The organism is Desulfocicer niacini (assembly GCF_054657595.1).
In genome coordinates this window covers 12,073-38,616 of record NZ_BAAHYK010000030.1, presented here as the reverse complement: position 1 = coordinate 38,616, position 26,544 = coordinate 12,073, and the positions used below count along the sequence as shown (strand labels likewise).

Sequence of the window (26,544 nt, the reverse complement as noted above, 5' to 3'; positions counted from 1 at the left end):
CTTGCCGGTTCTAATTTTTAAAAAAGGAGAGGAGCAAATGTTCAAAAACATGAAAATAAGCATGAAAATCGGATTTGGGTTTTTCATCATTATGCTTCTTGCGGCAGGGGTGGCGTATTTAGGTTCCTCCGGACTGATTGCCGTGAAGGACCGAGTTAACAAGGCGGACGACGTCAACCGTCTGGTTAAATATAATCTTGAGGTGCGTAGGTCAGAGAAGAACTATATCCTGCGGCATAATCAGCAGGATTTAGATGATGTTTTTAGCAGACTGGAGGAAATGAGGAAACAAGCCAAGGAGACCAAAGCAAAATTTACACAGGATGCCAACAAAATCCAGATGGAGGAAGTGGTAGCTGCCGTTGATAATTATGGTAAAGCCTTTCATGGCTACCTGGATATTGAAATAAAGCAGAAAGAACAAGAAGCCAATATGGTCCAAGTGGCCCATGAACTTGAAAAAATAGCCATTGCATTAAGAGAAAACGAAAGAAAAGAATACTCCCAGTTACGCGTGCAAAATGCAAGCAAGGCGGATGCTGCCAACCGGATAATCGAGTGGATGCTTGAATGCAGGCAGAATGAAAAAGACTTCATCTTGAGCAACGACATAATATCGTCTCAACAGGTAATTAAAAACATAGAAAGCATCATCAAACAGGCAAATGCCCTTAAAACCCATTTTAATAAAGAAGAAAACAAGAAAATGGTCGAGCAAATTATCGTTAATGCCGAGAAGTACCAAGATGCATTTTTAACCTACAATGAACTGAACAAAAGACTCAATGCAAATTTAGAGATAATGGTGAACGCCGCAAGATCGGTGGAGAATACTTGTGCCGATGCAAGGACTGACCAGAAGGCTAAAATGCTAAATGAGATGAACTTGGCAATCAATCTGATGATAGGCGGCACCGTTGTCATCATTATTTTAGGAATATTCATCTCATATATCATTATCAGAGCCATCGCTATTCCCATCGATAGAATTACTGTAATCGCACAGGAAATCTCCAATGGCGACCTTGACCATGAGATGAAAATTATACAAAAAGATGAGATCGGGCAACTGGCAGATGCGTTTAGGAACATGAAAAAAAGCATGCAGGAACAGGCTGAAGTGGCAAAAAAGATATCCCAAGGCCATTTAAATATTGAAGTAAGGCCAAAATCCCCAAAGGATGTGCTGGGCAACGCACTGGTCGATATGATCAAAAATATTCAGGAACAGGCTGAAGTGGCAAAAAAGATATCCCAAGGCTATTTAAATATTGAAGTAATTCCTAAATCAACAAAGGATGTGCTGGGCAATGCCCTGGCTGCCATGACCAGAAATCTTCAAAAACAGACCGGCGCATTAAAGGAAGCGGTTAATGTCCTTTCCTCTTCCACTTCTGAAATTGCCACCACGGTAACCCAGCTTGCCTCCAGTGTGTCGGAGACGGCAACATCGGCCAATGAAACCACCACCACCGTGGAGGAGGTAAGGCAGACTGCGAATCTCACCAATAAAAAGTCAAAGGCCGTTTCCGAGGGTGCACAAAAGGCCCAGCAAATATCAATTGACGGCAAAAAGGCCACGGATGAAACCATTGATGGAATGGGCCGGATAAAAGTCCAGATGACCTCCATTGCAGAGTCCATTGTAATTTTGAGCGAACAGAGCCAGGCCATCGGGGAGATTATCGCCACGGTGGACGACATTGCCGAGCAGACAAATTTGCTGGCGGTTAACGCCTCCATTGAAGCGGTTAAAGCCGGTGATATGGGCAAGGGCTTTTCCGTTGTGGCCCAGGAAATCAAGGATCTGGCAAAACAATCCAAGCAGGCCACAAAAAGGGTACGTGTCATACTCAATGAAATTCAAAGGGCCACCGGAAAGGCGGTCATGGTAACCGAAGAGGGAAGCAAGACCGTTGAAACGGGAGTAAAGCAGGCCAAGCAATCAGGACTGGCAATCTCTACTCTTACCGGCAGTATTACAGAAGCGGTTCAGTCAGCCATTCAAATCGCGGCGTCGAGTCAGCAGCAATTGGTGGGAATGGACCAGATAGGAACTATAATGATGGACATCAAAGAAGCCTGCGCCCAAAACGACGCCGGCACCAGACAGCTTGAAACGGCGGTCCAGAACCTGAACGAGCTTGGTCAGAAACTTAAGCAGGTAATGGAATGGTATAAATTTGATGCATAAAACGGGGAAACCGCATGGGCAATATCGATCTGCTGAAAAAACTTCAGGCGGCATTTAAAATCGAAGCTGAAGAACGTCTGAGGGATCTGAGCTCCGACCTGATCAAGCTGGAAAAAATGCCTGCCGGTGAAGCCTGGGATGAAGTGATTGAATCCATGTTCCGACAGGCTCACAGCCTGAAAGGGGCCTCCCGCTCGGCCAGTCTGCCGGAGATAGAAAAAATCACAAAAGCCCTTGAGAATGTCTTTTCGGCATTGAAAAGAAAAAAAATAAAAATCTTACCTGAAATGATGGATACGCTTCATTATGCAACCGACACATTGGCCAATTTTGCTGGCAGGCTTGGCAGCAAAGCTCCAAGGGTTGATAAGAATCAGGCAATGGAAATTGTGGAACAAATCAACGCTCTCTGTTCAGAAACAAGCGTGGGTGAAACTCAACCTGTTGACAAGGAACCCGATCCTGCCAAAGAGACTATTTCGCCCATGAAAATGGAAGAGAGCCATAAAGAAGACATCCCTCCCCTCCAGAAATCTTCCGAAGAAACTTTAAAAAAAACTGACCGTCCCAAAGACAAGGCACAAACGGTAAGGGTCTCCTTAAGGAAACTGGATTTGCTCATGCTGCAAGCCGAGGAAATGCTTCAGGCGAAGCTTCTGGCGAATCAACACAAGAATGAACTTCAGAACATCATTGAAATGCTGGAGTTATGGAAAAAGGACTGGACCAAAATTACAGATGCTACGCGTGTCTTAACGCAGATTATTAAAAAATATGGGGAGTCGGGCAGCCAGGAAAAATCGGCTATGAAGTCTGCATCCAAGCTGATGGAGCTTGTCGAGTCCAACCAAAATCAGTCCAGCATATTTGAAGCCAGGCTCTTTTCTCTTGCCAAGTCAGCCGATCAGGATAATCGACTGATCGGTGAGCTGGTGGACAGGCTGCTCAAAGACATGAAAACGGTGTTGATGCTGCCCTTCTCAAGTTTTCTTGAAATTATTCCCAAAATCGTGCGGGATCTTTCCCGGGATCAAAACAAGAACGTCAAGGTCTCAATGGAGGGAGGAGAGATTGAAATTGACAGGAAAATCCTAGAGGAGATGAAAGACCCGCTCATACATTTATTGCGCAATTGCGTGGATCACGGAATTGAAAAATACGAGTTGAGAAAGAAAAATAAAAAGCCGAAAACGGGAACCATTAAGATCATAATCAGCCAGGTAAAGGGTGACAGGATCGAAATTTCAATCTCCGATGATGGCGGGGGAATTGACATAGAACAATTAAAAGAAGCGGCCATTGAGAAAAAAATTATATCCAGGCAGGTCGCAAGTGGACTTTCCGAAAAAGAGGCCGTTAATCTTATTTTTCAATCAGAGGTAACCACAAGCTCAATCGTAACGGATATTTCTGGAAGGGGCCTGGGTATGGCCATCGTTCGCGAAAAAGTTGAAAGGCTCGGCGGTGAGGTATCCGTTGAAAGCCGCCCCGGTGAGGGGACGACAATCCGGGCGCTTCTTCCCATAACCCTTGCCACCTTCAGGGGAATCCTGGTGGAGGCAGGCAACCAGCAATTTGTTGTTCCCACAGCAAATATTGGCCAGGTGGTAAGAATCAATGCCAATGATGTTAAAACCGTTGAAAACAGGGAGACCATCCCCTTAAACGGGCAAACGGTTCCTATGGTTCGCCTTGATGAGGTTCTGGAAATCCCGCACAGAAAAAAAGCATCCCCATCAAAATTAATTCCGGCAATGGTTCTGGGAACCCGGGAGAAACGGATTGCATTCAGCCTGGACCATGTCCTGGGTGAGGAGGAAATCCTGTTTAAGAGTCTTGGAAATCAACTCTCCCGGGTCAGAAACATCCACGGAGCAACGGTTCTGGGAAACAGAAAGGTGGTACCCATCCTGAACGTCACAGACTTGATAAAATCTGCAATGCAGCTGAGCCCCATGGCAGCAAGGGTAACTGTAAGCACGGAAGCAGCACAGATATCTGTGCTGGTTGCCGAAGATTCCATTACCTCACGCATGCTCTTAAAAAGCATTCTGGAGTCAGCTGGGTACCAGGTAAAGACAGTAACAGACGGCCTTGAGGCGCTCACAGAACTCAAGGCAACTAAATACGATTTATTAGTATCGGATATTGACATGCCCAGGATGAATGGGCTTGTGCTCACCGAAAAAATCCGTGAGGACAAGACACTTGGTAATTTGCCCGTAATACTGGTGACAGCGCTTCATTCCCGGGAAGACCGTGAGCGGGGAATTGATGTCGGTGCGAATGCATACATTGTCAAGAGCAGCTTTGACCAGAGCAATCTATTGGACGTAATTAAAAAATATATATAGCAATCAGGAAATTGCCATGATTAAAGTTTTAATAGCCGATGATTCACACACAACCATGGAGTATCTAAAATATCTGCTGGATTCAGACGATGAAACCACGATCGTGGGAATTGCCGAAAACGGCAAAGAGGCGGTGGCCTTAGCAAAAACAACGCATCCGGATGTAATCTTAATGGACATTGATATGCCCCAAATGGACGGGTTCGAGGCAACCCGCATAATTATGGAAAGTAACCCAGTGCCCATCATTATTATGAGCGCAATCCACGATGTTAAAGAGACTACCGTGGTATTCCGCGCCATGGAAGCGGGTGCGGTCAGCATTTTAAATAAACCATGGGGGATAGACCATCCGGACCATGAACGTGATTATGAAGAACTGCTTCAAAATGTAAAATTAATGTCGGAAATAACCATGGTCAGGCGTCATAAGCCCATGAAGGAAATGACAGAAAGGCCAAGGGTGAAACAGCCAGAGATCAGGCCCGCGGCAAAGCATAGCAACATAAGTATTATAGCCATGGGTGCGTCCGCAGGCGGTCCCCCTGTATTGAAAGAAATTCTTTTGAAAATACCTGAAAATTTTCCCATCCCCATATTGATTGTCCAGCACATATCAAGGGGGTTCATAGACTGCTTGGTAAACTGGCTTGGCCAAACCACGGGTTCTGCCATTCACCTTGCCTCCCACGGAAAGATTCTGCTTCCGGGTCACATCTATTTTGCACCGGATGGTTATCACATGGGAGTCCAGTACCCAGACCGGATACGTTTGAGCAGCGCCAAACCGGAAAACAGTTCCCGACCCTCCATATCCTTTCTCTTCCGGAGCGTAGCAGATATATATGGCCCGTCTGCGGCAGGTGTCCTGCTTACGGGCATGGGTAAAGACGGGGCCGACGGGCTGAAAATAATGAGGGACAAAGGAGCCGTTACCTTTGCCCAGAACAAAGAAAGCTCGCTGGTACACGGCATGGCGGGAGAGGCGATAAAACGTGATGCTGCCATGTATGTATATTCTCCAAAACACATCGCCAAAGCACTGACAAGTTTGGTTGATAAGGAAATCAGACCCAATCAATTTGCCTTCAAATCCGGCTGAGAAGCTGATATCTCTTGATATTAAAAAATAAGCAATAAATGCAAAAACATCTGAGGCCCTGATAAAAATGCAACAAGCTGAACCTCCAAGAAAGGAGTGAATTATGAAAAATGATGTCTCTTTATTAGTAGTAGAGGACAGCCCCACCCAGGCTATGGAAATTCAATATTTTCTGGAACATAACGGCTACAAGGTTTTAATTGCTGAAGACGGTGAGCAGGCCTTTGCCATGTTGAATGATTTCAGGCCCGACATCATTATATCAGACATTATCATGCCAAGGATGAATGGGTACGAACTTTGTGAAAAGATCAAGAATAACAATAAGCTGAAAGATATCCCGGTGATTCTTTTGACAAGCCTTTCCGAACCGGAGGATGTTATCAACGGACTGGTTTGCGGGGCCAACAATTTTATTATCAAGCCCTTTGACGAAAAATTAATGCTTTCCCAAATCAAATACACCATCATCAACATGGAAATGAGAAAAGGTGTCACGTCCCAGATGGGAGTTAAAATATTTTTCAGGAAGAAAGAATATTTTTTATCTTCCGAACGAATACAGATGATCGACCTTTTGCTCTCCACCTATGAAGCCGCCATTCAAAAAAACAATGATTTTAAAAAGGCCAACCAGGAGCTTGAACAAATCAAGGAAGAGCTGGAAAAACGGGTACTGGAAAGAACCTCTGAGCTTTCAAAATCCAACCTTCACTTGCAAAAAGAAATCGAGGAGAGAAAAAGCATTGAAAAAGCGCTGCGGCGTTCCGAAAATGAGCTGGCCATCAAGAATCAGATTTCCCAAGTCTTTATTACTTCGCCCGACGATGAGTTGTTCAAAGATGTTTTAAATATTGTATTAACGGCTTTAATAAGCAAGTATGGTATCTTTGGGTACATCGACGAGGATGGGGCATTGGTGTGCCCTTCCATAACAAAGGACATCTGGGAAGAGTGCAAAATCCAGGAGAAGGATATCAAGTTCTCCCGCAAGTCATGGACAGGGATCTGGGGCCAATCTCTTATCAAGGAAAAGCCATTGTATTCCAACGAACCATTACAGGTGCCAGAAGGCCATATTAAAATAACAAGAACGCTGAATGTCCCCATAATTCACAGTGGAAACGTCATCGGCAATCTGCTGGTTGCCAATAAAGAGACGGACTATGACAAGAGCGATGTCCGGTTAATGGAGGCCATCGCCGGCCATCTTGCGCCTCTCCTGAACGCAACGCTGCAAAGGGATAAACAGGCAAAAAAGCGCCAAAGCCTCGAAGATCAGCTCCGCCAGACTCAAAAGATGGAATCCGTGGGACGTCTGGCAGGCGGGGTGGCGCATGATTACAACAATGTACTCAGCGTAATCATGGGTTTCACCGAACTTGCCATGGTGGATGAGGACCTGACCGAGCCAGTACGTACCAACCTCAAAGAAATCCTCAAGGCTACAAAACGTGCAACGGACATCACCCGGCACCTGTTGGCCTTTGCCCGTAAGCAGACCATTGCCCCAAAGGTCCTTGACCTGAACAAGAATGTGGAAAATATGATTAAAATGCTCCGGCGTCTTATCGGTGAGGATATCGATTTTGCCTGGTCCCCGGGGGCGGATCTGTGGTCCATCAAAATGGATCCATCCCAGATTGACCAGATACTGGTCAACCTGTGCGTCAACGCCCGGGACGCCATTACTGGAGTAGGCAAGATTACCATAGAAACAAAAATCATGTCTTTTGACGCAGCCTACTGTGCCGATCATCACGGTTTTATTCCAGGAGAGTTTGTCATGCTGGCCGTAAGCGACAATGGCTGCGGCATAGACAAAGAAATATTGAACAATATTTTTGAACCATTTTTCACCACAAAGGATTTGGATAAAGGCACGGGGCTTGGATTATCGACGGTCTACGGCATTGTCAAACAAAACAACGGGTTCATTAACGTCTATAGTGAACCGGGCATAGGGACAACCATCAAAATTTACCTGGCCCGCCATAAAGGCAATGCCGTCAATATCCCGAAGGAAAACACAGAAAAAATTCTGGCAGGCCACGGAGAAACCATCCTGATTGTGGAGGATGACCCATCAATTCTAAAACTTGCCCGACTAATACTTGATAAATTGAACTACATCGTGTTGACACAAGACACACCAGAAGGGGCAATCAGGCTGGCCGAAGAATATGCCGGAGAAATACACTTGGTCGTAACGGACGTGATCATGCCTGAAATGAACGGCCTTGAACTGGCCAACAGGCTGCAATCCATTTACCCGAACCTCAAGCGCATCTTCATGTCCGGATACACGAGTAATACCATCGCCCACCATGGCGTTCTTGACGAAGGGGTGCACTTCCTTCAGAAACCATTCTCCCAAAAAGATCTGGCAATAATTGTCAGAAAGGTTCTATACGAGTAGATTTTTCAATCGGGCTTTTACCCCTGGGGGTCATGGGGCATACCACAGAAAGTGAGCCAGACGGATGAACAGTTCAATGTTGCCTGGATGGCCATATTCTGATACCCATCTATGAATTTTAGGTTGTTATGATGGGATAAGAATATGGGGCAAAAATGAAAAAGATAATTTTAATACTGGTTCTGATGGGTTGTACTGCCCTTTTTATGGGATATTTTTATAAATTCGATGGCCTGGTCCAGGAACGGTTCCAGGGCCGGTTATGGGAACTTCCAGCCTTGGTCTATGCCAGGCCCCTGGAAATTTATCCCGCCATGCATCTGGTACCGGACCTGTTTGAAAAGGAGTTGATCCTCATGGGGTATCAGCAGAGGAAGAATCAAAAAAGCCTCAAAACCCCTGGCACCTATACTCGAAGGCAGAATACCTTTGACCTGTTCTGCCGGTCCTTTGATTTCGGGGATGAGCAAGTTGACAGGCACCGCCTCCGCATCCGCATAAAAACCAATCAGGTGGTTGATGTGAGAAATCCTGTGACCGGGGCATTCAGGGAAATGGTTCGCCTGGATCCGGTGGTGATTGGCCGGTTTTACCCCTCGTCCATGGAAGACCGGGTTCTGGTCACCCAAGACCGCCTGCCTTCCCTGCTGGGTAAGGCCATTATTGCCGTGGAGGACAGAAATTTTTATACCCATCACGGCATTGATCCAAAATCCATCTTCCGTGCCATCATGGTCAACCTGAAAAACCAAAGTTTGACCCAGGGGGCAAGTACCTTGACCCAGCAGCTGGCCAAAAACTTTTTCCTCACCCGGGAGAAATCCCTTGTTCGGAAGATCAATGAAGCTTTCATGGCCGCGGCCCTGGAGCTTCACTTTTCCAAGGAGCAGATTCTCGAAGCATATATAAACGAGGTCTACCTGGGACAGGATGGAAAACGGGCCATCCACGGATTTGGCCTAGCTGCCGACTTTTATTTCGGCAAGTCTCTGGCTGACCTTGCCCCCCATGAGATGGCCCTGCTGGTGGGAATGCTAAAGGGGCCATCCCGTTATAATCCCAGGGCCTATCCAGACCGGTCAAAAAAACGGCGAAACCTTGTTTTGACCCTGATGGCAGAACAGGGACTGCTTTCCCCAAAGGGCCTTAAAAATGCCCTGGCAGCTCCGCTGAATGTGATTGAAAAACCACGCTTTGGATATTCTCCGTTTCCCCATTATCTGGACCTAGCCAAACGCCAACTTTTAAAAGAGTATAATGAAGCTGATCTTGGGAGCATGGGGTTGCGGATATTCACCACTTTGGATCCCCAGGTTCAGCTGGCCGCTGAACAGGCGGTGGCTGGATTCCTTACAAAAAGGGACAAACACCTTGAGACCGGCCTGGTTGTGACGTCCAGGGCCTCCAACGAAATCCAGGCACTGGTGGGGGGAAGGCAGTCCAGAAATGGGGGCTTTAACCGTGCCCTGGATGCCATGCGTCCCATAGGTTCTCTTGTTAAGCCAGCCATTTATTATACTGCCCTGGCCCAGCCGGACATGTTTACCATGCTTACCCCAGTCAGTGACGCTCCCATAAAAATAAAGAATTCCGACGGCAGTTTCTGGAAACCGGAAAATTATGGCAAAAAATCCCACGGCAATGTTAATCTCTATCGGGCCCTGGCCAATTCCTATAATATCTCCACTGTGAGACTGGGCATGGACCTGGGCCTTGATGCAATTGCAGATACCCTGAAAAAAATGGGACAGCCCCCCCCAAAGCCCTGGTTGCCTTCCATGCTTCTGGGCAGTATCGAAATGTCACCGGTCCAGGTGGCCCGAATTTATCATACCCTGGCTTCAGGGGGATTTTTCACCCCTGCCCGGGCCATCCGGGTAATTTACAGGCCCGACGGTGAGCGTCTTCAGCGGTATCAACTGAGAATTGAGCAGCGCCTGGATCCCGGAGCCGTATTTTTATTGAACAAAATACTCCAGGGCGCGGTTTCCCAGGGAACCGGGAAATCCCTGGCCAGCTGGGTATCTTTGAATCTTGCCTTTGCCGGGAAGACCGGGACCTCCAATGGCCTCCGGGACAGCTGGTTTGCAGGATTCTCAGGTAGTCGCCTGGCCGTGGTCTGGATTGGCCGGGACGACAACCGCTCCTGCGGTCTCACCGGTGCCACCGGTGCCTTGCAGGTCTTTGGCCGACTCATGTCAACGATTCCCAACTCCCCCCTGGTCCTGGCCGTTCCGGAAAATGTTGAATGGGGAATCATTGATCCTGAAACCGGAATGCGAACGGATGAAGACTGCCCCAATGCCATGTCTGTTCCATTTATCCGGGGGTCGGTGCCGGAGGGATACCGTCCCTGTACCCGGGACTCCCGGTTCCGGGAAAAGAAAGAAACACTATTTCCCGAAAAACTGAAGCCCGGGAATATTATGAACTGGTTAAAGGAGGTTTTTAAATGAAACTGTTTTCATCCATCCGGTGGATTATTCTATTAATAATTTTATTTTTTACGGCATCATGTGCCGATCACCGGGTGGTATCTATTCCCCGGACCCATTTGCCTCCGGAAATCGGTAGCCCACCCCCCCAAACCATACCTGAAAGCCTTCCCCAGATGGGTAAAAAAAAGCCTCTGGCTCCCCATGAAAAGAGGCGACCGCCCATTCTGGATACGCTTATCGGTAAGGCCCGAAAACAATTGAACCTCCGCCGGCCAGAAGCCGCCTTCCAGACCCTGGAACGTGCCCTGAATGTTGACGGCCAGGATCCTTTGGTCTGGCACCTCATGGCAAAGGCCAGGGCCATGCAGGGCCAATACAGCCAGGCCGAGTCCCTGGCAAGAAAATCCAACTCCCTGTCAGCCAGCAGCCCATCCCTTAAAAAAAAGAACTGGCAAGTGATTGCCAATGCATTGGAAAAACAAGGACGGACCCAGGAAGCGGCCATGACATCCTGGTAAAAATGTTTCAAATCATCTGAAAAAGCCCTCTGTCCGTGACGACTACATTGCTACGCCACAAGGTCGTGCAACAAGATTCCCATATATTAAAATAGATGGATTATTTTGAAAAAATGGTGTAATAAAAGCTTATCATTTTCAATGATTTATGAAGAAAATTCAACAGATGCAGTGCCACAACACACCATTCAATAATCATAAGCCATTGAAATTATAGCAAGCACATCTCGCCGTCAAAAAGATGGGCTATGATATAAGAAAAATCTTCAAGTTGTCGCCCTTCCGGTGAACAAATAAGGCTGTGCCATGTTGTATAGATGTATTCAGAATCTGTTTTCCTTGGTTCTCTCAAGAGCGATGTCTGCCCGATGTTTTTCCTTTGTATTTACGGCTTTTGTTGTTGGCACTCTTTTGGGGATATGCATACTCCCTGTTGGCGCTTCACAGAAAAGCACGATTAAGGATATGAAAGGGCTTGTCATCGGGGTGTCAAAAAACAAAGCAGACATCCCAGAGATCACCAAAGATGGAATGGAGATGATTTCAGCCGATGAACGTAATTTCATCGAGAAAAAATGGACTTTTTCACCCCAAGAGACCCTCCCCAATGTGTTAAAAATAGCGATGCATAACAACATGCCCCCCCTCACTTTTCTGGACAGAGAAGGTCGTCCTGTGGGATTGTTGGTGGACATTTGGCGGCTCTGGTCCGAAAAAACCGGAAGAAAAATCCAATTTTTACCAACATACTGGGTTGATACGCTCAAACTGCTAAAAAACGGCAAAGCGGACATTCATGCCGGATTGTATTATTCCAATAAGCGGGCGGGCTGGATGGCTTTTTCACAAAGTTATTATGAAAGCGATGCCAGCCTGTATTTTCCCGCTAAAGGTCCCTCTTTTAGCCGGATTGAGGGTTTTAACGGAAAAAAAGTCGGAGTCGTAAATAAAACCTTTCATGAATCCTATTTAAAAAAAAATTATCCCGGCCTGATCGTTCTCCCCTACCAGACAACCCAGCACATGGTGGATGCCATTGAAAAACAGGAAATCGATGCGTTTTTTGCCGTGCCCTACATGACGTCAAGAATACTCTCAAACATGGGATTGACCGGTAAGTATGATCGAATGAACGAAAGGCATGGACGTCAGAAATTCAGAGCGGGTGTTTTAAAACAACATGGGGATCTGCTGCAAGAAGTGGATAAAGGCTTTGGGCAAATTTCCCACCAGGAGTTGGTCTCCATTGAAGAGATATGGATTCCAAATCCTAAAGAACGGGTATTTAGTCAACGAAACAGACAGATCCGCATGACCCCCATGGAGGAAGAGTGGCTCCGGGATCATCCTGTCCGCCACCTGGCGGTGGCCCTTCATCAGCAACCTTATGTCTTTAAAAATGATAGTCGCTTATCCGGTATTGTCTTTGATTACCTTGACATCCTGGCCGAACGCCTCGGTGTGTTTTTCAAACCGGACTTTATTTCCCAGAGAGACATCAATGATGCGCTTCAAAACAGAAATTTTGATCTTTTTATCGGAATGGCAATACCGGAACACTATCCAGACATCCATTTCAGCGAAAAATTGTATACAGCATCCCATGTTATCGTCAACCGGGTTGAAACGCCCTATATTGAGGGGATCCGTCAACTAATGGGAAAAACCGTTTCCACGGTTAAAAATTCCATCATATCCGATCATATTCATTCTGTTTATCCAGATATCCGTATTCTCCCTGCGTCAACGCCACTTGACGCCCTGCTGTCGACATCCAACGGTACCTCTGCTGCAACCATCTGCGATCTGAAAATTGCCGGACACCTCATCGCTGACAAGCAGCTGCCCCATTTGAAAATTGCAGCCCCTTTTCAGGCTCCTGAAGTCTCCATACGATTGGGGGTAACCGGAGAAGAACTGACCTTTTTAGGTCTATTGAACAAGGCCATTAACTCGATCACCCCGGAACAACATGAACAGATCAACCAGAAATGGAGCCCGGTTCGCTATGAAAAAGGAATCGACTGGCAGATTCTAAGACAGTGGATATTAGGCGGCAGTGCAGCTTTTGCCCTTATTATTGGCGGGATACTCCTCTGGAATCGTCGTCTTTCCCTTGAAGTAAATGAGCGTAAAAAAGCCCAGAAGGCCTTAAAAGAGAGTGAAGAACGATACCGTGATATTTTTGAATTCACGAATAACGGTGTAGTTGTTTACACTGTCGTGGACGACGGACGCGATTTTATTTTTGCGAAGTGTAACCGATCTGTCGAGCAAATTGAAAATATTTCCAGGGAGACACTCATTGGACAACGGGTTTCCGACATATTTCCCGGATATAAAGAGATGGGATTAATCTCTCTTTTTCAACAGGTTCACCAAACCGGAGAGCCCCGGACCCTTCCGGTATCTTATTATAAAGATGACAGAATATCCGGATGGCGAAAATATTTTATTTATTGTTTACCTGCAGATGAGATTGCAATGGTTTACAGCGATGAAACCCAACGAATTTTAAATGACCGTGAAAAAAAAAAATTGGTACGCCAGCTCCATCAATCTCAAAAAATGGAGAGCATCGGAACCCTGGCAGGGGGAATTGCCCACGATTTCAACAATATTTTAGGCATTATCATGGGGTTTATTGATCTGGCCATTGAAGAAAAAACGGAACCGGAAGTAGTCTATGACAGACTTTCAAGGGCCCAGGAAGGCTGTAATAGGGCCAAAGAGGTTGTCCAGCAGTTGCTTCGCTTCAGCCGGCAAACGGAAGAAAAGAAAGAACCTGTTTGCATGGAGACACTGGTCAAAGACTCTTTGAAACTGATCCGATCCCTTCTTCCTGCCACCATCGATATCCAGACGGAAATAACGACGCATAATGAGATGATATTTGCAGATGCCACGCAACTCCATCAGTTGCTGCTGAATTTGTGTACCAATGCGGCCCATGCCATGGAGGCGGCAGGGGGGCGCTTAACCGTCCACTTATCAACCATTGATCGGGAAGAATCAGATATTACTCCGGGTGAAACCCAAATTACTCCAGGTGACTCAATTATTGATTCTAATGAATTAAGTCTCCATACGGATAAAAATGGAAAAGGTGTCCTGAAATATCAACATTTGCCGACGAAAAAATATTTACAACTGGTGATTGCAGATACCGGAACAGGAATGCCTTCAAAGATGCGGAAACGAATATTTGACCCTTATTTCACGACCAAAGAGGTTGGTAAGGGAACCGGCATGGGACTTGCTATTGTCTCCGGAGTGGTCCTGGCTCATAAAGGCTTTATTACAGTTAAAAGTGAACCGGATCACGGAACGGCCTTCACGATTCAATTCCCTGTTTTTACCGGTACGGCCCAGATTACAACGCCTCCTCTGGATGAGGGCATTCCAGATGGTAATGAACGAATTTTGCTGGTGGATGACGAACGGATGATCCTTGACTTGGTAAAAAAGATGCTTGAAAGGAAGGGTTATGATATCACCATAAAAGAAGATCCCGTTCAAGCGCTGGAGCTCCTAACCCGGAGTCCGGACTCTTTTGACCTTCTGATCACGGATATGACCATGCCGCAAATGACCGGAGATCAATTGATCCAAGCCGTTCTGGCCGTTCGTTCGACAATGCCCATTATTGTCTGCACAGGATTCAGTGAAAGAATGAGCAAAGAGGAGGCTGTTCGTATCGGCGCAAGGCACTACATGGAAAAGCCCCTTGGGTTTGAGCAGTTAACCCGAACGGTACGCCAGGTTCTGGATCAGGAAAAATATAGTCACTTGTGACCATAAGTCTTTAAACACTAATGGCCCCATGAGATTTATCCTTTTGGGGAATTTACAATGGATGTCCAATTCATGTAATTTACATGCAAGGATCAAAATAGAAGATTCGGCCACCCTCCGTGGTGCTGAAAAAGTAGGATAATTCCCAGCCTATATTTTTCGCAACGACCTTACTATGCATATATAGCAAGCTTAGCCCCGATGATTAATTCATCGGGGGGGCCGAACCAAACCCTGAAAATCCAGCGGCAACTCGTCTCTGTATATATAAAACAGGACGTTTTACATACAGACAAGTCCGATTTTGCAGTTAACCATTCATTATTGTACACAGGAGAATTTTTGGTATGAAAAAAATCAGTCTCATTATCTGCACACTGTTCTGCATGACCCTTTTGACCTCGGCAACAGCCTTTTCCGCTGATCGAATCTTTTTTGGTATCGCCACCGGCGGTACCGGCGGCACCTACTACCCCCTGGGTGGTATGCTAGCCCAGATGATCTCCAACAAGGTGGTCATTGGTGACAAGAAACTGTCCGCCACAGCAGAAACCGGCAACGCCTCCGTGGCCAACGCCACCTTGTTAAGCCGTGGCGGCATTGAGTCCGCCTTTGTGGCAGCCGATATCCTGGACGCCGCCTACAAAGGCATCAAACAATTTGAAGGCAAAGATCTCAAAAACCTCCGTGCACTGGGAGCTCTTTATCCCGAAGCCGTTCAGATAGTTGTGCGTGCCAACTCCGGCATTAACACCTTCGCCGACATCAAAGGACATTCTGTGTCTTCCGGTTCCCCCGGTTCCGGTCAGTGGCAGCTCCTGGGCGATCTCATGGTAGCCCATGGAATGGATCGTAAATCCCTTGCCGAAGACTACTCATCCTTTTCCCAGTCCGTTGAAAAAATCAAAGACGGGAACCTGGATGCGTCCCTTATCACCGCTGGTACCCCCACTGCCTCCATCCTGGAGCTTGCCAACTACCATGAGATTAAAATTATTCCCCTCACCGGCCCTGCCATTGCGGAACTGCAGAAGGTTCAGCCCTATTATGCCAACACCATCCTGCCGGCCAACACCTACAAAGGTCAAACCGAAGATGTGAAAACAATTGCCGTACGCGCCATCTGGGCCACCCATGCAGGTCTGGACGATGCCACGGCTTACAATGTGGTAAAGGCATTATATGAAAACACGGAAACCCTTGCCAAGGTTCATGTTAAGGGTAAAGAAATTTCCCTTGAGACGGCTCTGGAGTCCGTGTCTGTACCCCTGCATCCCGGTGCTGAAAAATACTACCGTGAAAAAGGGCTCATCAAGTAAAATGAGATCCAGGCATACAGGCGTCTTATTCCATACAAACTCGTTGTCAGGATCGCAGGTTCTGATGATATTGATCCTGCTGCTGATAATGATGCCCATGGTCAGCGCCTGTATTCCCTCATCTGGGGAAACAAAGACACCCCACTCACCGGGATACTGCCTGACCATCCGGCAGTACCCCGGCATGACCCTTCTGGCAGCCGTGCACATGGCGAAATCTGACATCTTTTCATTGTCCTTTATTCATTCGGTGACCCGAACCCCGGTTCAGGACATCTATCGGATCGACACCGGGGGCATCTGCCAAACGTCCGAAATTTTTGAATCCCATTGTGCCGGTCTCCCCTACAGCGACCAGGAAACCAATGCCACCAGATGGGAACAGCGGGACGGCAAGTTCATCCTGCACATGGAAAGAAAAATCCCAAGGCTGGTGGTGCGTACAGACCGAAATTACAAAAACCGGCTGCACCTTCCGGACCGGGTCATTGATTTAAACCAATGGGAGGATCAGGCCCTCCTGCTGGATATAACCCCTGCCGGCACCTGTCGGTGATAACCAACAATCAAGAGGAAAATAATATGACTGTGGATGTTGATAATCATCTGAAATCAGACAGGCCACCGACAGAGGAAGAAGAACGGCAGATGGATGCCGCAGACGTGGAGGCCATTGTCAAAAAATACGATGCGGAGTCCAACTTTCGGAATCTGAGCGGAATTACCGCAAAGATAACCGGAGTGCTATGCATCCTGTTAAGTCTTTTCCATGTTTACACGGCGGGTTTTGGCCTGCTCAACGAGGTAATACACCGGACGGTGCATCTGTCCTTTGTACTGGGACTGGTATTTCTGGTGTTTCCCAGAAGAAAACCAGGTAACCCCATCCATGACTGGGGATTCGGCACCTGTTTTGCCCTTTTTTACCTGTTTCTGGTCTGGCAGCTCATCAACCGGTTTGCAGGCGAAATCTCCCTGGGCCTGGAAGTAGGCATCACGGCCATTATCTTTTTCATTGCCCTTACGGCTCTTCCCCTGCGCCAGTTCAAGGGAGAAGGCGATGAACTCTCCTTTGCCGACTGGCCCCTGGCCATTGCTGCTGGCGGTATATCGCTGTACCTCATCATTTTTTTCAAGCAGATCTTCATCGTCAACATTGGCTTCCCCCAGATTGAAGAGTATGTCATGGGCCTTCTGGCCATCATCATGGTCACCGAGGCCTGCCGCCGGGTCATGGGCAACACCCTTCCGGTCATCGGCGGTCTTGCCATGCTTTACGGACTTCTGGGTCCCTGGCTTCCCGGGGTTCTCGGCCACCGGGGCTACGACATTGTACGCATTGTGGAACATCTGTACCTGGGCACCGAGGGTATCTACGGCGTGGCTGTGGGTGTTGTGGCCACCTATGTCTTCCATTTTGTGCTATTTGGCGTCATGGCCCAGGCATCGGGCCTGGGGCAGCTATTCATTGATCTTGCCATGATCCTTGCCGGGAAATATGCCGGTGGCCCTGCCAAGGTATCCGTAGTTTCCTCCGGTTTTTTCGGCATGATCTCAGGATCTCCCATTGCCAACACCGCCACCACCGGCTCCTTCACCATCCCCATGATGAAAAAGAACGGATTTTCCGCAGAATTTGCCTCGGCCGTTGAGGCATCTTCCTCCTGCGGTGGCCAGGTGACACCCCCCATCATGGGCGCATCGGCCTTTGTTATGACCGAAATGCTGGGCATCCCCTACAACGAGATCATCCTCATTGCCATCATCCCGGCCATGTTTCACTATCTTGCCTGCATCAGCATGGTGCACATGGAAGCCAAACGTCTGGGGCTCAAGGGCATGGCAAAGGAACAGATTCCCCAGTTTCTCAATGTGCTCAAACGTTCCTGGCACCTCATGATTCCCCTCACCGTCATGGTGACCCTGCTGTTGATGCAGTTTACCCCCTATCTTGCGGCCTTCTGGGGTATCATACTCACCATTGTCTGCTCCTGGATTCCCCCCATAACAAAGAAAATGGGCATCGGCGACCTGGACGACAGCAACACCCTGACCCCCAAACGTATTGCCAATGGCCTGGACGAAGGTGCACGCTATGCCCTAGCCATTGGTGCCGCCTGTGCCTGCGTGGGATTTATTCTGGGCATGATCACCCTCACCGGCATGGGATTTAAGTTCTCCGGTGCAGTGCTGCAGATCGCCTCGTCCATGGGAGAGACCCTCTCTTCCTGGGTGCCCTTTGGTCTAATCACCGTTCATGGGTCCACGTTGTTCTTTGGCCTTATCATGGTGGCCATTGCCTGCATCGTCATGGGGGCCGGCATCCCGACAACCCCCTGTTACATCATCCTGGCATCCATTGCAGGACCAGCCCTGGACAACCTTGGAGTTCCCCTGGTGGCCACCCACTTTTTTGTATTCTATTACGGAGTGCTTGCCGACGTCACACCGCCTGTGGCCCTGGCCGCCTATGCCGGTGCCGGTATCGGCGGGGCAGATCCCATGAAAACCGGTGTCACAGCCTTCCGACTCTCCATGGGCAAGGCCCTGGTGCCCTTCATGTTTGTCTATGCCCCGAGCATGCTGTTCATCAACTTCACCTGGACCGAATTCACCATTGCCATGGTCAGCGGCGTGCTTGGCGTAATTTCCCTGTCTGCGGCCTACATCGGCCATTTCCGCAGTGAAATCAGCTTCCTCGGCAAATCCATGCTCACCATCGGAGGGCTTCTTCTGGTCTCCAACGATATAAAGGTTATCATCGTGGGTGCAGTGCTGGTATTATCGGTGCTCATTCCCAAATTCTTAAAGGAGGAGAGTGTGCCATTGCCAACTGCGGTTGAAGGATAAAACCTTGGCTGGCATGGGATCTGACCTGCTCACCTGCAAAATTTTTCCGATGGATTGAAGCAACCAGGGGGGCGTACCAGTTAAAACTGAAAATGGGTCATGGCCGGAAGTTGACCGGTTCATGGCCCATTGATTTTTTAGATTCTTATCTCTGATTTTTGTGTTATTTTGGCAAGAAACTCAGCAAACCTGTTTGGTGCTGACTTGGCCGGATCAGTGGGGGTGGGCTCAGGCTAACATTGTGCGGGCGCATTCCCATTTTCCCGGCTTGACGCTGCTTAACAGGGAGGGGTCAGGCTTGCGTTATTGGCGCTCTTGTTTAAATTTGCCTTTAAACACAGGTTCTTGACAAAATCACAATAACACAAGCCTGACCCCGTTGGTCTCGCCAATTATGACAAATAAACCATATTGTGAGCAAAGCGGGAAAATGGGAGTGCGCCCCATTGTGCTGCCCCCGCTGGCATTCCAGGACGGTTGCCCATAGCCCATCTTAAATGACGGACCTATAAGTACGTTTCTGAAAACAGACCTTCCGGGTGGCATTCCCCCATTTTTCTCCCCGGGCCAACAGTTCAAAAAAAACCTCACTGTCTTTTACCATGCGGCCCCCCACCACATCCACCCCCCTTGCAAAAACAGGATCAGGAAAATATCCGGCAGTGGGACCCACTATGGAAACAAAGGCATCGGGTGCACAATGGACCATAATCTCATCCAGGGAATTGTTTAACACCGTGGTACTGGTGCAGAGAATTTTATTGCAGGATTTGAGTTCTGAAGGGTCCAGAGTGATGTTCAGTTGGGGAAATTTTTGTATCAGGGCCGCCTTTTTTTCAAGGATCACAAGTTTTGCCCCGGTCTTTTTAACCTCTGCCATGAGGGGCATGAAAAGCCCCACCATGCCGATTTTATCTTCCGGTGAAAGATCAAGAAGACCAAGAGAATCACTGGTGGTATCCACCTCCACCTTCATCTTTTCCATGGCAAAATGGGAAATGGCATTGATGGCGGCAAGGCCCACCATTTCTTTTACAGGATCATCGGTTCCAAACTCAAGGGCAAAAGAGGTCGGATCTTTTCCCAGGAAATCCTCTTCCTTAAGTTTATTGTATGCTGCTGCCGATTTTTCATTCCCGATCAAGACAAAACTGATGCCGGCAGCTCCCCCTTCAAGGCCCATGGCCATGAACTCGGCATTTCTCGGCTGCCCCCCGGCATAGAGCGGTGGAAAAAACATCCGTTCAATGGGCGGCAGGGTAAACCTCTCGGCCATGGTGGTTACAATTTTTTTAAACTCATCTTTCATATCCATGACACCAACTCCTTGTTTTCACCTGAATGACGATTTGACTTGATCATTGATTTTAACGATTTTTTCTCCACGAGTCGAGCCCCAGCACCATTGACAACTGTTCGTTTTGTACCATGGGGCCATTTCTCTTCAAAACGTGGCGATATCACCACACTCAATCATATACCTTTTAATATCAGAAGTTTGTATCAACCAATCATTTTTAATGTGGTGATTTCACCACGCCTCTACCTGGATGATTGCATTGGCCCGGGGAAACAGGACAAAACCACCAGATATTATTTATCCTTTAAATACAATAGCTTAAAATTTATATTTCCACATGGCATTCCTATTGCATTACAGAATCATAAAAAAATCAGCGCCAACTCCGGAACAGGGCATTCTGTGGGTTGCATCCAACTCTGAACACTCGCATCGTAACAGGAGGAAGTTATCCAGATGAGTTTTTTATCAAAAATTTATGGAGAATACCAGGCAAAAACAACAAGTGCACAAAAAGCAGTTCAGGTGGTGAAATCAGGGGACTGGATTGACTATGGTGGCTTTGCCGCAAGCCCGGAAACCCTTGATGCCGCCCTGGCACAGCGAGTGAACGAACTCCAGGATGTTAAAATAAGGGCACTGGCATTCCCCGGCAAAGCCCAGGTGGCCATGGCAGACAAGGCCCAGGGCCGGTTGATCTATAACAACTGGCACTTCAGCAGCGGAGACCGGAAAAACCACGACAACGGCAACTGCCATTATATTCCCTTTATTTACAACGAAGGGCCCTCCCATTATGAAGGAAACCTTGTCACCGACGTCTGCATGGTTCGCACCACCCCCATGGACGCGTTTGGTAATTTTAATTTTGGTGTGGCAAACTCTTTCCAGCGAGCCATCATTGAAAACGCGAAAACCGTCATTGTGGAGGTCAATGAAACCCTTCCCCTTTGCCTGGGCGGCACAGGAGAATCTCTTCACATCTCTGAAGTGGATTACGTTGTGGAATCGGATAATAAGCCCATCTTAACCATCGGTGCACCCCCCATCACCGAAACCGACCGTAAAATTGCCGATTTCATTGTTTCAGAGATCCGGGACGGCGCATGCATCCAGCTTGGCATCGGCGGATTGCCCAATGCTGTGGGCAAACTGATTTCACAGTCGGATCTCAAGGATCTGGGAGTTCACACGGAGATGCTTGCAGATTCCTATCTGGAGATGTTCAAGGCAGGCAGGATCACCAATTTAAAAAAGACTCTGGACCCGGGACGCATGGTCTACACCTTTGCCCTTGGAAGCCAGGAACTCTATGATTTCATAGACAGAAATCCTGTATGTGCCAGCTATTCCGTGGGTTACACCAACAACCTTGCCCATATTTCCGCCAATGACAATGTGGTCTCCATCAACAACGCCATTGAAGTGGATCTTTACGGTCAGGTCTCTTCCGAGTCTTCAGGATTTCGCCACATCACCGGTACCGGGGGACAATTTGATTTTGCTTACGGGGCTTTCCATTCCCAGGGCGGAAAATCCTTTATCTGTCTCTCCTCCACGGTGACGGCCAAGGACGGCACGGTAAGTTCCCGCATCCGACCGGTTTTTGATCCCGGCAGCATCGTCACCCTGCCCCGCACCATTACCCAGTATGTGGTGACGGAGTTCGGCAAAGTCAATCTCAAGGGAAAATCCACCTGGGAACGGGCCGAAGCTCTCATCAGCATTGCCCATCCTGATTTCCGGGACGAACTGATCCGGGAAGCTGAAAAAATGAACATCTGGGTAAACCAGAACCGGAAGAATCGTATCAACGCGGCCGCCTGATCTGATTTAACGGCGAACGATCGGACCGACCCCGGAGGACCGTCGGGGGCCCTTTAGCTCTGGCGGTCTAAAGCGCAGAAACTGCGGGCAGGTTTGTCCTCAAACAGCCTGCGCTTCTTAACGCCCGGCAGGGCAAATGGACTGATCGCCTTTGGGTCCGAACGGGCCGGTCTCATCGCCCGCCGCAGGCTCTGCTGAGGTAGACTTGAAGGCTACCTTTTCATATAAAGCCACATGGCTGTAAAGATCAGCCATAACGAAAAAAAATCCCCCTATAATTCCAAACTTTTGTACGGAGTTTCATAGAACATACATGGCAGTAACCACCTGCCACAGCGAAAGTTGAAACGCTTATCATTACAGGATGTTGGACGGAGTTTCATATAAAAATAAAAGGAAAAAACAAAATGGCACAACTCATTGCAGATCGAAGAGACATTGATTTTGTACTCCACGAACAACTGGAAGTTGAAAACTTAACAAAGGCAGAACACTTCAGCGAATTTGGTAGAAAAACCATTGATCTCATCGTATCTGAAGCCAGAAATCTGGCGGTGAAAGAGATGCTGCCCCTTCAAAAACCCAGTGATGAGGGATGTACCTTTAATAATGGTGATGTAAAAGTTCCCGAAGGGTTTCACAAGGCCATGGAAACATACAATGATGGCGAATGGCTGGCAATGACCGATGAGCCCCGATGGGGGGGACAGGGCATGCCCAAAAGCGTGGCCATGGCCGCCAACGAGTATTTTTACGGGGCCTGCAATTCATTTATGCTGTACAATCTGTTGACCCATGGGGCCGCAATGCTGGTGAAGGCCTTCGGCACCGAGGATCAAAAAGAAACCTATCTTAAAAATATGCTGTCCGGCAAATGGGCAGGTACAATGCTGCTCACCGAGCCCGATGCAGGATCAGACCTGGCAGCGGTTTCCACCATTGCCAAAGACAATGGCGACGGCACATACTCACTTGAAGGGAATAAAATTTTCATTTCCGGCGGCGAGCATGATCTGACAGAAAATATTATCCATCCGGTACTGGCTCGTCTGGAAGATGCACCGGCGGGCATCAAGGGTATTTCTCTTTTCCTGGCACCCAAATTTCGATTAAATGAGGATGGCACCCCCGGTGAATTCAACAATGTTGTTTGTACAGGCATTGAAGAAAAAATGGGACTCCATGGCTCTGCCACCTGTTCCCTGGAACTGGGAGGCAAGGGGCAATGCAAGGCCACCTTGCTTGGGGAAAAAAACAAGGGCATGGCCGCCATGTTTCTAATGATGAACGAGGCCCGGCAAATGGTGGGGCTACAGGGATTTGCCAATGCCTCGGCATCCTATATATATGCCGTCAATTATGCCAGAGACCGTGTGCAAAGCAAGGGCCTCACCGACCCTGCGGGCGCCAAGGCCGTATCCATCATCAATCATCCCGATGTAAAACGGCAGCTGCTCATGATGAAAGCCTGGGTGGAGGGCATGCGAAGCCTGGTGTATTATGGCGGGTTATGCCACGACCGTATGGCCATTGCTGCTGATGAAACGGAAAAACAGCAGATTTCCACCCTGCTTGAGGTATTAACCCCCATCATCAAGGGATATGTCACAGACAAGGCCTTTGAAGTCTGCAACCACGGCATCCAGATATACGGCGGTTATGGATTCATAGAGGAATTTCCCGTAGCCCAGCTGTTGCGTGATTCCAGAATTTTCATGCTCTATGAAGGCACCAACGGCATCCAGTCCATGGATCTCATGGGCCGCAAACTGACCATGTACAACGGGGAACCGTTCAAGCATTTTCTGGATCAGATTCAGCGGGTGATCACGGTATCCAAAACCGTGGAACAGGTTGACGGTCTGGCCCAATCCCTGGAAATATTTTTTGAAGCATATAAGGAAACAGCAAACCACCTTGCCCACATGCCCCAGTCGGGAAAAGTGCTGGAGGCCTTTGCCTTCTCCCATCCCTTCATGGAGGTCACCGGGGATCTGGTCATGGCCTGGATGCTGTTGTGGCGGGCCGGTGTGGCCGCGCCCAAAATAGGGGTAAAGAAAAAAGACACCGCTTTTTACCAGGGACAGGTGCAGACGGCTCGATTTTTTATCAACACCATTTTGCCCATCACCCGGGGACGGCTGGAGGCCATCCGAAAAGGCGATGCCGTTGCAGCAGAAATGGATGATGCGGCCTTTGGCGGCAAATAATACTTTTTTTCAAAAAAATAGCATATCAACCGTTGAAGCAACGAATACTAAAACGGGTATTAAGCCGCCCCCTACGATCAGTGGATCCGACCCCGGACCGTGGGGCGGCCCTTGCCGGTCTAAAGCGCAGAAAATGCGGACAGGTTTATCCTCAAATACCCTGCGCTTTTCAAAAGTACAATGACACAAGCCTGATCCCGTTGCTACAGCGGTTGTGATGAGTGCTCTATCTAGTTATCAAGCCCAGTAGTTGGGATAAAACCTAATTTTTTGTTTATACTTGATTTTTTACAATACCATGCTAATGATGTTGGCCATGAATACCTCCAAAAATCATGAAAATAACATGCCGTGTGCCCTGGATACTGCCCCTGATACAGCGGTGAATGAACAGCTGGAAATCATTCGCCAGGAAAAAGAGATGTATCGAAGTGTCTTTGAAAACACGGGTTCAGGCACCATCATCATTGACAAGGACATGCTGATCCTCTTTGCCAATGCCCAGTTCGCGGCTCTGACCGGCTATGATAAAAATGAGATTGAAAATGCCATGCGATGGTCGGAATTTGTCATTCCCGAAGACAATAAAAAAATGCAGTATTATCACTATGGTCGTCGAAAAGGAATCCCGGACATCCCCACCGAGTACGAGTGCCGGATCTTCAATAAAGACGGGGACATAAAAAATATATACATGAAAGTGGGCATGATTCCCGAAACCACCCGGAGCATTGCCTCCTTCATGGATATCACCCAGCGTAAAATAGCAGAAAAAAGATTAAGCGAGAGTGAATCCCGGCTAAAAGGCATTGTCAGTGCCTTTGAAGGTTTTATTTTCACCCTTTCCTGGGATTACAAAATCACCTTCATGAATACCACACTGACGGCCCGGGTGGGCTACAATGCTGTGGGGGAAAAATGCTATCGGGTGGTGCATGGACTGAAGTTTCCCTGCCCCTGGTGTCGATTAAAGGATGTCTTCATGGGGGAGGTGTCCAAAAGAGAAGATAAAAGCCCCCGGGACGGCCGTTGGTACTCGGTGATTCAATCCCCGAGCTACAGCCGGTTTGATAAAATCTCCGGTGTCCAGACCATCATGATGGATATCACCGACCGCAAGCAGCGGGAAGAAAAAATTGCTGAAAATGTCAATTATTATCGAAGCGAAAATAAAATTCTCCGTTCCGTGATGAAGGATCGCTACAGATTCGGAGACATCATCGGTAAAAGTACGGCCATGCAGAGCGTATACGATCTTATTTTAAGGGCCGCTGCCAGCGATGCCCATGTTATTATTTCCGGTGAATCCGGCACGGGTAAAGAGCTGGTTGCCAGTGCCATACATAAACTCAGCGCCCGTTCCAGTCAGCGGTTTGTGCCGGTAAACTGTGCCGCCATCAGTGAACATATCATTGAAAGTGAATTTTTCGGATACCGCAAGGGTGCTTTCACCGGCGCGGACAAGGATAAAAATGGATTTCTGGACATTGCCGACAAGGGAACGCTCTTTCTGGATGAAATCGGGGACATCGGCCTGAATATACAGGTAAAGCTGTTAAGAAGCATTGAAGGAGGTGGTTTTACCCCGGTGGGTGGCAATCAATTGAAAAAACCAAATCTACGCATTGTGGCTGCCACCAATAAGAATCTGAAGCAGCTGGTACAACAGGGGCTCATGCGGGAGGATTTTTTCTACAGGATTAATATTATCCCCATCAAACTGCCCCCCTTAAGGGAACGAAAAGAGGACCTGCCCCTGCTGATTGACCATTTTTTATCCAAATACGATAAAAATCTTATTCCCACCATAGACAAACATGTCATGGATGCCTTTATTAACCATAGCTGGCCGGGCAATGTTCGGGAACTGCAAAATACCCTGGACCGTTATGTAACCTTAAACGAATGTGAATTTCTTGACACATTTTCAGAGCCCGAGCATAAAAAAGACATGGCACTTGCCACCCATGACATGGATGCAAACAAAGGGGAGATGAATCTTAACGCCATGCTGGACACTGTGGAAAAACGCCTGATTACCAAAGCACTGGAAGATAATAGATGGCTTAAATCAAAAACCGCTGCTTACCTTGGTATCCACCGCAAGACCCTTTTCACCAAAATGAAAAAATACAATCTGGAATAATATCACCTTCCATCCCTGCCCCCCTTCCCAAATGACCGTGCTGTTCTCTCCTCCATTTGCCCTGACCCATCA

The 26,544-nt window shown here is 48.0% G+C and carries 14 protein-coding genes; 13 read left to right on the top strand and 1 reads right to left on the bottom strand.

Annotated elements, in window-relative coordinates; genetic code table 11:
* Positions 1-37: 37 nt before the first annotated feature.
* The 10 genes from ACYQ2M_RS16225 (at position 38) to ACYQ2M_RS16180 (ending at position 18,989) form a co-directional block, all read left to right on the top strand.
* The gene (locus ACYQ2M_RS16225) at positions 38-2,194 is read left to right on the top strand and encodes a methyl-accepting chemotaxis protein (protein WP_459917411.1); all 2,157 of its coding nucleotides are present in this window, start codon (positions 38-40) and stop codon (positions 2,192-2,194) included.
* A gap of 14 nt (positions 2,195-2,208) precedes the next feature.
* Entirely contained in the window at positions 2,209-4,548 is a 2,340-nt protein-coding gene (locus tag ACYQ2M_RS16220) for a hybrid sensor histidine kinase/response regulator (RefSeq protein WP_459917410.1), read from the top strand.
* A gap of 16 nt (positions 4,549-4,564) precedes the next feature.
* Complete coding sequence (gene cheB, locus ACYQ2M_RS16215) at positions 4,565-5,650, top strand: chemotaxis-specific protein-glutamate methyltransferase CheB (protein WP_459917409.1); 1,086 nt, start codon at positions 4,565-4,567, stop codon at positions 5,648-5,650.
* Positions 5,651-5,753: 103 nt separating this feature from the next.
* Positions 5,754-8,069: a response regulator gene (locus ACYQ2M_RS16210; protein ID WP_459917408.1), complete on the top strand. Its 2,316-nt coding sequence runs from the start codon at positions 5,754-5,756 to the stop codon at positions 8,067-8,069.
* A gap of 155 nt (positions 8,070-8,224) precedes the next feature.
* On the top strand, positions 8,225-10,525 hold the full coding sequence (gene mrcB, locus ACYQ2M_RS16205; RefSeq protein ID WP_459917407.1) for a penicillin-binding protein 1B: 2,301 nt from the start codon (positions 8,225-8,227) through the stop codon (positions 10,523-10,525).
* On the top strand, positions 10,522-11,025 hold the full coding sequence (locus tag ACYQ2M_RS16200) for a tetratricopeptide repeat protein (RefSeq protein WP_459917406.1): 504 nt from the start codon (positions 10,522-10,524) through the stop codon (positions 11,023-11,025). Before mrcB ends, ACYQ2M_RS16200 begins: the two co-directional genes overlap by 4 nt.
* 465 nt (positions 11,026-11,490) lie before the next feature.
* Positions 11,491-14,820 carry a transporter substrate-binding domain-containing protein gene (locus tag ACYQ2M_RS16195; RefSeq protein WP_459917405.1) on the top strand — a complete coding sequence of 1,110 codons (3,330 nt, stop codon included), beginning with the start codon at positions 11,491-11,493 and terminating at the stop codon, positions 14,818-14,820.
* A gap of 347 nt (positions 14,821-15,167) precedes the next feature.
* The gene (locus tag ACYQ2M_RS16190) at positions 15,168-16,139 is read left to right on the top strand and encodes a TAXI family TRAP transporter solute-binding subunit (RefSeq protein WP_459917404.1); all 972 of its coding nucleotides are present in this window, start codon (positions 15,168-15,170) and stop codon (positions 16,137-16,139) included.
* Positions 16,140-16,203: 64 nt separating this feature from the next.
* Positions 16,204-16,695 (top strand): DUF1850 domain-containing protein, encoded by a 492-nt coding sequence (locus ACYQ2M_RS16185; RefSeq protein ID WP_459917403.1) that lies wholly within the window; start codon positions 16,204-16,206, stop codon positions 16,693-16,695.
* A gap of 26 nt (positions 16,696-16,721) precedes the next feature.
* Positions 16,722-18,989, top strand: a complete 2,268-nt coding sequence (locus tag ACYQ2M_RS16180) for a TRAP transporter permease (RefSeq protein WP_459917402.1) — start codon at positions 16,722-16,724, stop codon at positions 18,987-18,989.
* 493 nt (positions 18,990-19,482) lie between these two features.
* Here ACYQ2M_RS16180 and ACYQ2M_RS16175 read toward each other — a convergent pair whose 3' ends face one another.
* Positions 19,483-20,304 carry a Rossmann-like domain-containing protein gene (locus ACYQ2M_RS16175; RefSeq protein ID WP_459917401.1) on the bottom strand — a complete coding sequence of 274 codons (822 nt, stop codon included), beginning with the start codon at positions 20,302-20,304 and terminating at the stop codon, positions 19,483-19,485.
* Between the two features lie 441 nt (positions 20,305-20,745).
* Between ACYQ2M_RS16175 and ACYQ2M_RS16170 the strand changes: the two genes are divergently transcribed.
* The 3 genes from ACYQ2M_RS16170 to ACYQ2M_RS16160 all read left to right on the top strand — a co-directional run bounded on the left by ACYQ2M_RS16170 (position 20,746) and on the right by ACYQ2M_RS16160 (position 26,472).
* A complete protein-coding gene (locus ACYQ2M_RS16170) occupies positions 20,746-22,116 on the top strand; it encodes an acetyl-CoA hydrolase/transferase family protein (protein WP_459917400.1) in 1,371 nt (456 codons plus the stop codon).
* A gap of 407 nt (positions 22,117-22,523) precedes the next feature.
* Entirely contained in the window at positions 22,524-24,326 is a 1,803-nt protein-coding gene (locus ACYQ2M_RS16165) for an acyl-CoA dehydrogenase (protein ID WP_459917399.1), read from the top strand.
* A gap of 316 nt (positions 24,327-24,642) precedes the next feature.
* Positions 24,643-26,472: a sigma 54-interacting transcriptional regulator gene (locus tag ACYQ2M_RS16160; RefSeq protein WP_459917398.1), complete on the top strand. Its 1,830-nt coding sequence runs from the start codon at positions 24,643-24,645 to the stop codon at positions 26,470-26,472.
* Positions 26,473-26,544: the final 72 nt, after the last annotated feature.